The sequence below is a fragment of the Lysinibacillus sp. F12 genome (assembly GCF_057773605.1).
On the sequence record NZ_JBYMLP010000006.1, the window covers coordinates 92,160 to 105,588 of the forward strand.

A 13,429-nucleotide genomic window follows, 5' to 3' on the forward strand; every position below is an offset into this window, starting at 1 on the left:
ATGGAACATTTTGAGCCTTTGGAGCAAAATATACAATTGAATAAACAAACAAATTTAGAAATTGATTTGTTATTAGAGGCTATTTATCGATTATCAGGCTATGATTTTCGGCAATATAACCGTTCTTCCATTTCACGTCGAATTTTTAATAGGATGAGAATAAATAGCATTCCAACTATTTCTCGCGTTCAGGAAAAGGTCATTCATGATCAGGCGTTTTTAGAGCAGCTATTAAACGATTTTTCAATCAATGTCACAGAAATGTTCCGCAACCCAAGCTTTTTTAAGGCATTCCGTGAAAAAGTGATTCCAACCTTACGTGAATACCAGGAAATCCGTATTTGGCATGCTGGCTGTGCAACTGGTGAGGAAGTATACTCTATGGCCATTTTGCTTCAGGAGGAAGGGCTCATAGACAAGGCTGTCATTTATGCAACAGATATGAATGAGCAGGTATTAGAAAAGGCTAAAAAGGGGATTTTTCCTATTCATAAAATGCAGGCATATACGAAAAATTATATGCTTGCAGGGGGAGCCCATGCTTTTTCGGAATACTATAAGACGGATTATCAATATGCTTATTTCCATTCAACATTATTGAAAAATATTATTTTTGCTCAGCATAACCTAGTGACAGATCAATCATTTAACGAATTCCATGTTATCTTATGTAGAAATGTCCTTATTTATTTTTCGCCGCAGCTGCAAAGTCAGGTCCATCGTTTGTTTTATGAAAGCCTAAGTGACAAAGGGTTTTTATGTTTAGGCGATAAGGAAACATTGCGCTTTGAAGAGGTTATTTCGAATTATAGGGAATTTATTGGTAACGAAAGAATTTACCAGAAAATAGATTAAAAGAAAGAGGCTACCGCCATCACTCGGTAGCCTCTTTTCTTTTATTTATACTGTAGCACTTGCTTGAATCATTAATACACACATATCATCAGGTTGATTGTCTTGTTTGTCTTTAGGCAATAGGTTGTCGATCAGAGGTTGGGTATACTTCCATTTAGAAGATGTTAGCGTTTGCAAATGCTTTTCTGATTCTATTTCACAAGGTCCCATTGCCTCTAATACTCCATCTGTAAACATAACAATTTGTAGATCTTTTTCATATTGAATATATTGTTTTTTAACTTTAATTTCATCGAAAAAGCCGACTGCGCAACTACCTTGATTTAATGGGATACATGTTTTTTCATCAACTAAGGCGTATCCTGCAGGATGACCAGCGTTTATATATTCGACTGTTTTTTGTTTCGTATCAATTACTAAATAAATCGCTGTGAAATAATAAAGATTTTCATCCTTGCCATCCTGTAAGAGGGCCATATAACGATTCAGTTCTTTAATAACAAGTTCAGGGTCGTTTAATTGTTTAACGGCCTCCCTCAAAACCGAGGAGATAAACATACAAACTAGCGCTGCAGATATACCATGGCCCATCATGTCCAATAAAATAATAGCATAACGATGATCGTCTATTTTATGCCAATAATACATATCACCAGCCAAGTTAGAGGATGGTAAGTAAGAGACTTCTAGACGAATATCTTTTTCATTTAAAGGTGGACTAAGCAGGCTTCTTTGTACATGAGTGGCTAAATCCAATTCATATTGGATTTTCTTCTCATGTTGTGTGTGCCAATCTAATTCAGCTTTTAAACGTAGGGCAACTCGGATTCTAGCAAGCAATTCGGTTTTATTAATCGGTTTTGTAATATAATCTACGCCCCCGATATCTAATGCTTCTGCGAGTTTGTTTTTATCCTCAAGGGCTGTAACAAAGATAATTTGAATATCTCTTAATCTTTCAATTTGCTTAATACGTTTGCAGGCCTCTATACCATCTACTTCAGGCATCATAATGTCCAATAAAATTAAATCAACTGAGCTTCCGGTTGGATTTGGTTCATTTAATTGTAAATAATCAAATAGCTCATTAGCAGATGAAAGAGAAACACAGTGTTCATAACCTGCATTTTTCAGTATTTTTTCAATGACAAATAAATTGACTTGATTGTCATCTACTAGAAGAATGGTCATAGTTATTTCCCCTTACTCTAATTGAATTGTGCAGATTATTATTCGTGTATATAAATTATTTCCAACTTTATTATTATACAAAACATTAGAGGAGAAAGGTATTTTAGCGATTTGAGATTAGCCTTCAATCATATATTTACAATTTATCACTTTTAGAGATTGGTATTTTAGCTTTTCTAAATCCTTGATATATATCAAATGCATTGGCTAAAACAGCAATAATCATACTGGCAAGCAGGATCTTATCTATGACAGATGAGACATTTTCTTTGTTAGTTTCTACGATTGCTGCAATGTACGGAATGGAGGCACTATGGATAAAATCCTGATGAACAGCAATGAGAATAAATACAATAGTTCCCACACTTTGAAGTAATGCATTGATGATAGCAATCGTCATAGTCCATTGCCCAGTACGCCATTTTAAAAAGGTTAAGGCAAGACTAAGAATTATACAGAGCATGACGATGAGGGCATAGGATTGTAAAAGATTTTGATTCAAAATAGGCATAACAAATTTTAAACTACCATTTCCATTTGTTGTATAAATACCTAAAAGACGATTGGCGTTCCAATAAACAAAGGTAAAAATAATAGCCCCTAGAAAGCTAAAAATTGTATCACTTAAAGTGATGATTTTTTCCTTAGGAACGGTTTTAATTTTTAAACTTTCGGGTGTCCATTCCTTGGTGTCATTCAAGAAAGGCAATAATTGAATTTTACTCGGATCAGAGCGTTCTAGGACGATGAAAAAAACGGTGATCCAGAACAATACATGAAATGATACAGAAATAATGGTAACAATCGTCATAGCAAATGTTGAAATGATAGTGGAGAGCATGGCCTCTTCTCCAGAATAGAGAAAAATTCTCTCAATCACTTGAACAATGACCGTTATAAAAATAGCCCAAGGGAAAACGAGTTTAATGGTTCTAGTGTATGGATCAAACACGTTTGGACCAATTAAAAAACGAGGCGTATCCTGGTAGCTAGCTGCAACTTTTGCAGGGCTTCCAAGCTCTTTTAGCACTTTCATGATATCTGCTTCTGAATAGGGTTCTGGCAACATATCTTCAATAGTAGCTTTAAGCTCAAGCTTTATGTTTTCACGTCTATTTTTATGTAGTCTTTTAGATACTTCTTCAATATACGCATCAATTAAAGTCATTTCCTTATTCCTCCTTTAATCATTTACATTGTTCACATGTGCAGTGGTAATATATGTTATTATGGGTGGAAAATGAATATGAACGACATGTCATACTTTGAAAATGGAGGGGAATTAATGAGAGTGGTAGAGAGGTTAGTAAAAGAGCAAGACTTTTTAACTTTTGCGAGTATCGTTGTAGGAGCCTACCCTGGAATAGTGAACGGAGCTCAGACAACAAAAGAGCAGTTGAAAAATCTTTTTATGGAAAATCAGAATCATGATGAATCCCTAAATTATTTTGGGCTTTGGGAAGAAGGCAACCTAATTGGCGGCATGCGATTGCATGATTTTCAAATGAACCTTTTCTCTAAAATGATACCAATTGGTGGAGTAGGGCTTGTGGCAGTTGACTTGTTACATAAAAAGGAAAAGGTTGCGAAGGAGCTAATCCATCAATTCTTTAACTTTTTTTTAGCAAAGGGTATTCACTTTGTCGCTTTATATCCGTTTAGGCCAGATTTTTATAAGAAAATGGGGTTTGGCTATGGACCGAAAATGTACCAATATTTAGTAGAGCCCTTAAGCTTTCCTAAAGGTCAAACGAAGGAGCACCTTAAATATTTGTCAGTGGAAAATCAGCAACAGCTAACAGATTGTTATAACAGGGTAGCGTCTCAACAGCATGGGATGCTTCTCAAAACAAAGTCAGAGCTTTCTTCTATTTTTAAAAACGACGAAAACTATGTGATTGCGATGGAAAAGGACGATAGCGTGCAAGGCTATATCGTTTTTTCATTTAAAAAGCAAAGTGAGAGTAATTTTATGTTGAATAATTTAGTTATTAAGGAATGGGTATATGAGACACCACAGGCTTTGTTAGAGCTTAGTACGTTTTTAAACAGTCAGGCAGATCAAGTAAACCGCATTGAGTGGAATACACAAGAAGACAATGTACATTTCTTTTTAGGTGATGTCAGAAATGGTTCAAATCATTTAATTCCAAGTGTTTACCATGAAAATGCTGTGTCAGGAGTTGGACTGATGTACCGCATTATTAATGTGAAAGGTTTTTTTGAAGAATTAACGACACACCATTTTAATGGTGTAACACTGACATTTAAATTAACAGTTACGGACTCATTACTTGCTGAAAATAATCAGCAACTCATTATCCAGGCTGTTGAAGGTACAATTAACATGAATGAAAGTGGTCCCTATGATGTAGAAATAATTGTAGATGTGGCTGAGCTTTCCTCACTGGTAATGGGAGTCATAACGGTCCAAGAACTGTATATGCTTCAGCGAATAAAGATCAGTCATGAGCAATATTTACAGGCATTACAGAAATTTTTCTTTGTGTTTGAAAAACCAAAATGTATGACGGCATTTTAGAATGTTGGTGCTAGGTTAATGCTCTTTATTCATAAAAAGAGATGATCGTGTCGGTCTTTCAAGCGGTGTGATATTAATAATAAAGTAACTAATGATGAGTATGAGAATAATGACTGAATAAATTAATGTATTCAGTGGATGATCGTGTTCAACGATAATTAATCGAATCATTGCCGTGATACCTATATATATAAAGTATCGTAGCGGAAAATGATAATCTTCTTTAAAATATTTAATAATCATCGTGATGAACTCAAAGTACAGAAAGAATATAAGGATGTTAGCAAGGAATAGCTTATAATCACCACCTTCCTTAGTGAAGAGTAATATTTTAAGAAATTCTATTAGCTCCTTAAAGAGTAAAAACGCTAGAATGAGTGCTAATAGTACAAGGCAAACATTTAAAAAGAGTTGCAATGACTTAGGTACAGCTTTAATGAGCTGTATGTAGGGTGAATTTTTTTGATTCATATAACTCCTCCAATCAGTTTTGAATGGTAAGCATAAACACATTTATCATATGGCAAAATACGAAAGTATTATGATATGAATATAACAATATGTCGTAAATCTTTCTTTTAGTATTTGTAAAGTTTTGGTATATTTTTGCGAAAGAAAGTTTTCAAAATAATTTAGTGGTATGCTAAAATAGATGTGCATGAATATAAAATTAAAAAGGGGTTTTAAAGATGGCAAAATCTGCAAAAACGGATGCTAAAATTACACCAGAGCGTTTAGAAGAAGCGTTAGTTGTTCGTGATCGTCTTATTATCGAACTACTTGTACAAGTTCTTGATGAGAAGCTAGTAATTGAGCGCCCAGTATTACGTGAGCGTGTAGGAAACCTTGTTGATCTTTCTAGCTATGATGCAGAACTAAAGGAAACAATCCACGCAGTTATTAACAAACTATAAGGAAAAGAAGAATGCTATGACCTATTCGTAGCATTCTTTTTATAGGCTGTTACATGTCACGTAAAGCGTTCTACTAATTCATACATGCGCTCTGCCTCTGTATGGAGCTCCTGTGAGGAGTGCATGATAGACGTAACGGCTGACTTTTGCTCATCAATGGATGCATTAATTTGTTCGGTTGCTGCAGCAGATTCTGTGGCTACGCTTGCTATTTCGTTGATAGCATGAATAACGACTACCCGGTTTTGTGCCATTTCGTTCATACCCTCATTAAGAGAAACAAGGTGCTCTGTTATGTCCTGAATGGAGTCGGCTAGGAAAGTAAAAGCTCCTTTTACTTCTGTAATCGACTGTGCCTGACTTTGTGAAAGCTGAAGGGTGTTTATCATTTTTGTATCTGAATTGACCGTATCGATCTCGATGCGCTGTAATAGATTTCTGACACGATTAGTCGCTTCATTTGTATCCTCTGATAAATTTCGTACTTCTTCGGCAACTACAGCAAACCCTTTACCTTGATCACCTGCACGAGCTGCTTCAATACTTGCATTTAGCGCTAATAAATTAGTTTGCTCTGAAATGGAAGTAATCGTTTGTACTACTTGATGAATTTCTTTCATCTGGCTTGTTAAACTTGAAAAATTAGTTCTTAACTCTTCGATTACTTGCGTGAATTCATGAGAATTTTGCAGTAATAATTCAACTTTTTGTCTACCATTTTCTTGTGATTGATTAATAGTATTCATATTTTCGGTAATTTCACTGTATTGACTTGTAGCATTAGAAATCAGTGTTGATAATGTTTCCACTTTACTAATGGCCAATTCAGCCTCCTCTGCCTGCACAACAGCTCCTTTAGAAATGTCATTGATAGCTTGGTGGATTTCATCAGCAGAGGCGGTAGTTTCCTCCGTAATCGCACTTAGCATTTCTGAAGAAACTCTCATTTGGGATGCACTATTCTTTGTATTGTTGACCATCTCATGTAAGCTTCTTTTCATATTATTGACATTATTCGCTAGTGTGCCAAGCTCATCCTTTGTCGTAACGGGGATGTCCTCCCCTGTTAGCTGACCTTTAGCAATATCTGATGTAATTACCATAATTTTTCGTATGTAGGCAGTCATCTGTCCAGTGAAGAACCAAAAAAGCATGACACCGATGATAGTAGCTAGGATGGTTGTACCAAGTGTGTAATATAAAACATTTTTAGTACCAGCATTAAAATCCATTTCATATGTACCAGCCGCGATAATCCACCCCCAATGCTTGTCCATTTCCACATAAGTAATTTTAGGAGCAACTATATCAGGATTGGAGGGTAGTGCCCAGTCATACCGCACATATCCGCCACCTGCTTGTGCAGTTTCAATCATTTCCCTCACAAAATAACGACCATCACTTGTTTGTAAGTCGGAGATATCTTGACCTTCGAGAGAGGGATGAGTTTCAACCAACCCATTGTCCTTAAAGGCATAGAAATAAAAATTATCACCGTATTTTACAGGGTTATCGATAGATCGCTTATGATCTTCAATTTTATTACCAACAATCTGTGTTCTAGCACTTTCTTGTGCTTCTTCTATCGTTAATTTCCCATTTCGAACTTGTTCATCCAATTGTGCAATTAATTCAAGTATGCCAAGTGTACCATTCTTAAGACTTTGTCTACCTACCTGATCCATCTCGCTTTTTGCTACAAAATAATTAACTGTTCCAACGAGTGCTGTAGATATGAGAATAACAATAATGGCTAGAGCGACTAACTTATTACGTACTGATTTAATCATAGAAAAGACCTCCGTTCCCTCAAAGTAATGCAGTATAATGATAGTATAATACAAAATTTTCTAATAAAATAGAAAATTCTGATAATAAAGGAGGTATTTTATATTGCAGGCTGGGTGTCTGTAGAGGAATTGGGTGATGGAAAAATAGAAAACTCCCACTCCAGAATGTTCAGAAGTGGGAGTTGTAACTTATTAGTACACTTTATCTCCATTGAAGATAGAGTTTTTCACGATAACATAATCAACATTTCGAATAGCATCCAGCTTTGTGCCACCAGCATAAGAAATAGATGATTGTAAGTCTTGTTGCATTTCAATTAATGTATCTTTTATACTTCCTTTATGCTCAACAAACATTTTCTTTCCTTCGACGTTTTTACGTTCGCCTTTTTGGAATTCTGAAGCAGAGCCGAAGTATTCTTTTACCTTTTTACCCTCGACTTCGATTGTTTGACCAGGTGACTCTTCATGACCCGCGAATAAAGAACCGATCATCACCATTGAAGCGCCAAAACGTACAGACTTAGCGATATCGCCGTGTGTACGAATACCACCATCAGCAATGATTGGCTTTGTAGCAGCTTTTGCACACCAGCGAAGTGCAGCTAACTGCCAGCCACCTGTACCAAATCCTGTTTTAATTTTAGTAATACATACTTTACCTGGACCAATTCCAACCTTTGTCGCATCAGCCCCAGCGTTTTCAAGCTCACGAACAGCCTCTGGTGTTCCTACATTACCAGCAATAACAAAGCTATTTGGTAAGTGTTTTTTAATATGCTGAATCATACGAATAACAGCATTAGAATGGCCATGTGCAATATCAATTGTAATGAATTCAGGTACTAAATTTGTCGCTGCTAATTCTTCAATAAACGCGTATTCTTCTTCTTTTACACCAACGCTAATTGAAGCAATTAAACCACTGCCATGCATATCTTGGATGAAATTTACGCGTGCTTCTGGTTGGAAGCGGTGCATGATATAAAAGTAACCGTTTTCAGCAAGTTTCTTAGCAAGAGTTTCATCAATAATTGTTTGCATATTAGCAGGTACTACAGGAAGTTTAAAAGTATGCCCTCCTAAAGTAACGGAAGTATCACATTCTGAACGGCTTTCTACGATACATTTTGCGGGAATTAGTTGAATATCTTCATAGTCAAATACGTTATCCATTATATACACTCCTAAAATACGAATATTTTTAAAGATTTATTTTAAATTGTTCGCCATTTGGTAATTTACATGATTTTTAAGAAAAAGTCAAAGCTTTTGCTAAAATAAATGAAAAAATGGAAAACAAGGCTACAATTCTTATGTGATAGATGAAATCTTTATCATTTAGTTTGTGTTATGATTTATAATCCATGTACAATATAATTGTTTCAAAAAATGTTAAGGGAGTGTTGGAAATGGCGGTAGAGGTATATTTAATTTTTAACGGAAATTGTCGAGAAGCAGTAGCGTTTTACGAAGATGCTTTTAGTACGGACAAGGCTGAAATTATGACATTTGGGGATTCACCACAGAACCCTGATTATCCATTACCAGAGGAAGCAAAAGATCTTGTTATGCATACACGACTTTCCGTATTCGGTAGTAGAATTATGTTCTCAGATACATTTCCAGGCTCACCATTTACGGTTGGAAACAATGTTACATTAGCTGTTGTTTCTGATGATGAAGAGCAGATGCGAAAAGCATTTGATAAGCTTAAAGATGGTGGGAAAGTTGTTATGGAGCTTCAAGAAACTTTTTGGAGTAAATGTTACGGCTCCCTTACAGATAAATTTGGTGTAGAGTGGCAGTTTAGCCATGAGGTAATTGAATAATTAATACAATTAAAAGCACGGTGATAGATCACCGTGCTTTATATTTAGTAATGGAAACGATTGACATAGCCCTGTAATTCATCCGCCATATCGAGTAATGCTTTTGATGATGATGCGATTTCCTGCATGGATGATAATGTTTGTTCGGTTGAAGCAGCTACTTCTTCAGATGCTGCTGCATTGAGTTTAGCATGATCTGACAGTTCAATGGCTGTTGCCGAAACTTCTTCTACGACAGCAGACATTTCCTGAGCAGAAGCCGATATATCCTCCATTTTAGGAGCGATGTTACGTAAACTCTCAATAATACTTATAAACTTCTTTTTTGTGTCCTCAGACAGCTGCAAGCCTTGTTGGACATCTGCAGAAGCCTGCATCATTGTTTGAACAGATTTAGCTGTATCTTGTTGAATGCCTGTAATTAGTGAGGCAATTTGCTCCGCTGATTGATGAGATTGTTCTGCCAATTTACGTACTTCATCTGCCACAACTGCAAAGCCTTTGCCATTTTCGCCAGCTCGTGCTGCTTCAATAGCTGCATTCAAAGCAAGAAGATTTGTCTGATCTGAAATGTTACTAATAATTTCGATGATGGAGCCTATTTCTTTTGTACGATCGAATAGTGATTTAATCGTGCTATCAGACTGTGCTACAGATTCATGGATGGATACCATTTGATTCACCGCTTGCTCGACAGATTGCCCACCCTCCACTGCTAAATGGATAGCCTGGCTGGATAAATCAGATACTTGTAGTGCACTATCTGCTACCTCTACAACCCCTTTCGCAATTTCCTCAATGGAGATTGCATTTTGATCGATGCCCGTTGTTTGTTTTTCCGTACTCATAGCTACTTGCTGCATAGCCTCTGTCACTTGTTCAGAGGTAGCGATATTCTGCTCAGCATTTGCTGAAAGACCTTGTGCAGCAGTTTGAACATGCTGAGAGCTTTGATCAACATTGCGAATTAGCTTTTTTAAGTTTACTTTCATGGAGACAAATGCCTCACCAAGCTGTCCAATTTCATCCTTCGTATGAATATCAATATATTCCGTCAAATCTCCCTCACTAATTTTTAATGCGCTCTGCTGTAATCGTTTAATAGGGTTAACAATGGATTTAATCATAGCAAGCATAAAGATAATGCCAACAATAATGGAAGCTGCAATGATTAGTAAGGTGATAGTAAATGTTGCAGAGGCAGCATCTGTAGCCTCTACGGTAAACATTGTTCCGATAACCTTCCATCCTGTCAGTTCATTTGTCTCAAAGCGTAAATGACGGTTTTTTTCAATAATGATTCCTTCCTGTTGTTCATAAACCTTTGATATATATTTTTCTGTAGCTTCGGTTCCGCTTTCCTTATCCCTTTGTGCTACATATAGTTGACTACTATCCAGTATGGCCGCAAAGCCAGTTTCCCCAATACGTGTTTCATCTGTTAGTGCACTTAAAACAGAGATATTTAAATCTAAGGCAATGACACCTGAATCATCGGGAAGAGCTTGCATAACCGTCACTACAATGTTATTTGTAGATTTTGATAGATAAGGAGAAGTGATCGATGCATGTCCCTTGTTTTCCATAGCCTTCGTATACCAAGGTCGAACACGCGGATCATAATCACTAGCATACTCATGGACAGGTGCATCAAACATACTTCCATCTGCAGTACCTATATAAAGCAATTCTACCTCTGGATGTGTATGGATGTATTCTTGAAAAAGATTATTCAATTCATCACGATTCTCTGGCTGTAAATAAGATAGATTTAACTTTTTTGCAAAATATTCAATATCGTGTATTTTAGGTGCAATCAAATTTGTAATATTGGTATTAAGCATTCTGACACTTTCCGTAGCACTTGCTTCTTGCTCCTTTAAAATTTGACTTTTAGTACTTTTAAAGGAGGTATAGCCGATTAAAAGTGCAGGAATGAGAAGGATGACTAAAAAGGCAAAGATGAGTTTCTTTCTTAAACTAAGTTGTTTCATAGGTTATTCCCCCTTAAATATCATGATAAGTTTGTAGATAATGGACGAAGTCTAATAATCATTAATTAGTCTTTCCTGTTGTAATATGATTCTAAGAGGAAAAGGGAGAATAATCAACATAATTTTCTGAAAAATCTGGAAAATAAAGTTATGTTTTGGTGATATTTAAAGAAAAATGTCCTATTTTGTAGTTCTTTACAAAAGAAAAATCTGAGTTCCATGAAGTTCTGAACTCAGATTTTAAAATGAAGCACCTTAATAGTGAAAACGATTTACATGACCCTGTAGTTCATCCGCCATATCAAGTAACGTTTTAGCAGCGGAAGCTATGTCCTGCATGGAGGATAGGGTTTGTTCAGTTGAAGCCGCAACTTCCTCTGTAGAAGCTGCATTTAATTTAGCATGGTCTGATAGTTCAATGGCTGTTGCAGAAACTTCTTCCACGACTGCTGACATTTCTTGAGAGGAGGCTGAGATATCCTCCATCTTGGGTGCAATGTTTCGAAGACTTGCAATAATACTCGCAAACTTTTTATTCGTTTCCTCCGTTAGTTGTAAGCCATCTTGGACATCTGCAGAAGCTTTTACCATTGTTTGTACAGATTTAGCTGTATCTTGCTGAATAGTTGTAATGAGTGCAGAAATTTGTTCTGCTGAGTGATGTGATTGCTCTGCTAATTTTCGAACTTCATCGGCCACTACGGCAAAACCTTTTCCATGTTCTCCTGCTCTTGCTGCCTCTATAGCGGCGTTCAGGGCAAGTAAATTTGTTTGGTCTGAAATCGCACTAATCATTTCCAAAATGGAGCCAATTTCTTTTGTGCGATCATAAAGAGTTTTAATCATTGTATCGGATTGTGTAACAGACTCATGAATCGAGTTCATCTGCTTAACAGTTTGTTCTACCGCCTGACCGCCTTCCTCTGCCAATTGGATAGCGTGGCTAGAAAGATCAGATACCTGCATAGAGCTATCTGCAACTTCCACAACTCCTTTAGCAATTTCCTCCACTGACATAGCATTTTGGTCAATAGCAGTAGTCTGCTTCTCTGTACTGATAGCCATCTGCTGTACAGCGTCAGCAACCTGCTCAGAGGCAGCAATATTTTGCTCAGCGTTAGCAGATAAATCTTGAGCTGATGTTTGGACATGCTGCGAGCTTTGGTCAACGTTGCGAATCAGTTTTTTTAAGCTCACCTTCATAGAGATAAAGGCTTCTCCAAGTTGTCCAATTTCATCCTTGGAATGAATGTCTATAAACTCAGTTAAATCACCTTCGCTAATTTTTAACGCGCTATGTTTCAGCTTATTTATTGGATTGACAACAGATTTAATCATCAAGAGCATGAAGATTACACCAACTACAATTGAGACAACAATGATCATTAAGTTGATATTTAATGTGGAGGCAGCCGCCTTTGCGGCTTCTGCGGTAAACATTGTACCAATAACCTTCCAACCTGTAAGTTCATTAGTGACAAACTGTAAATGACGATCTCTTTCAATAATCGTCCCGCTTGGTTGCTCATAAACTTTTGCGATATAGTTTTCTGTTGCCTCAGTCCCACTTTCCTTCTCAGGCTGAGCAATATAGATTTTATTGTTATCTAAAAGAGAGGCGTAGCCCGTTTCGCCGATGCGTATTTCATTGGTAATGTCACTTATTGTAGAAATATTTAAATCTATTCCTATTACCCCTGAACCATCCGGTAAAGCTTGAGTGATGGTAATGACAATGTCATCTGTAGATTTTGTAACATAAGGTGCCGTTATTGAGACTTGGCCATTATTTTCTAAAGCCTGCTTATACCAGGGTCTTGTACGAGGGTCAAAGTCTTCAGCATACACTTGAGCAGGCTCATCCAGTAGTCTGCCATCTGCAGTTCCCAAATAAATAAGCTCTACTTCAGGATGCATATTAACATATTCCTGTAGCAGTGATTTAAGCTCAGGAATTTTATTTTCCTGCAAATAAGATTCATTGAACTTTTTTGAGAAATATTGTACATCTTTTAATTTTGGTTCAATCGTGTTCGTAATATTAGTATTAAGTATGCGTACGCTTTCAGCTGCACTAGCCTGCTGTTCTTCAGAAATTTGCTTTTCAGCGCTTTGGTACGACACTATTCCAATTAAGAGTGTTGGAATGAGAAGCATTGCTAAAAACGAAAATATAAGCTTTTTTCTTACACTTAGTTGTTTCACTTGTATTATCCTCACATAATATTTTTTATTCTATACTTTTCCCTATAAGGTAAATAATTCTCATTCTAACAGAAATAAAGTAAAAGGTAAGCCCTAATAGATATTA

11 protein-coding genes are annotated in these 13,429 nt (G+C 36.4%); 4 read left to right on the top strand and 7 right to left on the bottom strand.

Going from position 1 to position 13,429, the window contains the following annotated elements; all coding sequences use genetic code 11:
• On the top strand, nt 1-855 hold the full coding sequence (locus AC3CH7_RS20990; protein WP_012296145.1) for a CheR family methyltransferase: 855 nt from the start codon (nt 1-3) through the stop codon (nt 853-855).
• Between the two features lie 45 nt (nt 856-900).
• Here AC3CH7_RS20990 and AC3CH7_RS20995 read toward each other — a convergent pair whose 3' ends face one another.
• The gene (locus tag AC3CH7_RS20995; protein WP_012296144.1) at nt 901-2,046 is read right to left on the bottom strand and encodes a SpoIIE family protein phosphatase; all 1,146 of its coding nucleotides are present in this window, start codon (nt 2,044-2,046) and stop codon (nt 901-903) included.
• A 136-nt stretch (nt 2,047-2,182) separates the two neighbouring features.
• The gene (locus tag AC3CH7_RS21000; RefSeq protein ID WP_200990769.1) at nt 2,183-3,214 is read right to left on the bottom strand and encodes an HAAS signaling domain-containing protein; all 1,032 of its coding nucleotides are present in this window, start codon (nt 3,212-3,214) and stop codon (nt 2,183-2,185) included.
• 78 nt (nt 3,215-3,292) lie between these two features.
• On the opposite strand from AC3CH7_RS21000, the gene AC3CH7_RS21005 reads away from it, so the two are divergent.
• Nucleotides 3,293-4,588 (top strand): GNAT family N-acetyltransferase, encoded by a 1,296-nt coding sequence (locus AC3CH7_RS21005; protein WP_227256947.1) that lies wholly within the window; start codon nt 3,293-3,295, stop codon nt 4,586-4,588.
• A gap of 15 nt (nt 4,589-4,603) precedes the next feature.
• Here the strand turns inward: AC3CH7_RS21005 and psiE are convergent, their stop codons facing one another.
• Complete coding sequence (psiE, locus tag AC3CH7_RS21010) at nt 4,604-5,059, bottom strand: phosphate-starvation-inducible protein PsiE (RefSeq protein ID WP_036162460.1); 456 nt, start codon at nt 5,057-5,059, stop codon at nt 4,604-4,606.
• A 218-nt stretch (nt 5,060-5,277) separates the two neighbouring features.
• Here psiE and AC3CH7_RS21015 point away from each other — a divergent pair, with 218 nt between their 5' ends.
• Nucleotides 5,278-5,502, top strand: a complete 225-nt coding sequence (locus AC3CH7_RS21015; RefSeq protein WP_008177853.1) for a hypothetical protein — start codon at nt 5,278-5,280, stop codon at nt 5,500-5,502.
• A 56-nt stretch (nt 5,503-5,558) separates the two neighbouring features.
• Here AC3CH7_RS21015 and AC3CH7_RS21020 read toward each other — a convergent pair whose 3' ends face one another.
• Together AC3CH7_RS21020 and guaC are read right to left on the bottom strand one after the other, a co-directional pair.
• Nucleotides 5,559-7,292 (bottom strand): methyl-accepting chemotaxis protein, encoded by a 1,734-nt coding sequence (locus AC3CH7_RS21020; protein WP_447402624.1) that lies wholly within the window; start codon nt 7,290-7,292, stop codon nt 5,559-5,561.
• 192 nt (nt 7,293-7,484) lie between these two features.
• Nucleotides 7,485-8,468 (bottom strand): GMP reductase, encoded by a 984-nt coding sequence (guaC, locus tag AC3CH7_RS21025; protein WP_012296139.1) that lies wholly within the window; start codon nt 8,466-8,468, stop codon nt 7,485-7,487.
• Between the two features lie 236 nt (nt 8,469-8,704).
• Here guaC and AC3CH7_RS21030 point away from each other — a divergent pair, with 236 nt between their 5' ends.
• Entirely contained in the window at nt 8,705-9,124 is a 420-nt protein-coding gene (locus AC3CH7_RS21030) for a VOC family protein (protein ID WP_031416763.1), read from the top strand.
• A gap of 44 nt (nt 9,125-9,168) precedes the next feature.
• Here AC3CH7_RS21030 and AC3CH7_RS21035 read toward each other — a convergent pair whose 3' ends face one another.
• Both AC3CH7_RS21035 and AC3CH7_RS21040 read right to left on the bottom strand, forming a co-directional pair.
• Nucleotides 9,169-11,118: a methyl-accepting chemotaxis protein gene (locus AC3CH7_RS21035; protein ID WP_012296137.1), complete on the bottom strand. Its 1,950-nt coding sequence runs from the start codon at nt 11,116-11,118 to the stop codon at nt 9,169-9,171.
• A 255-nt stretch (nt 11,119-11,373) separates the two neighbouring features.
• Nucleotides 11,374-13,323: a methyl-accepting chemotaxis protein gene (locus AC3CH7_RS21040; protein ID WP_207889548.1), complete on the bottom strand. Its 1,950-nt coding sequence runs from the start codon at nt 13,321-13,323 to the stop codon at nt 11,374-11,376.
• Nucleotides 13,324-13,429 lie beyond the last annotated feature (106 nt).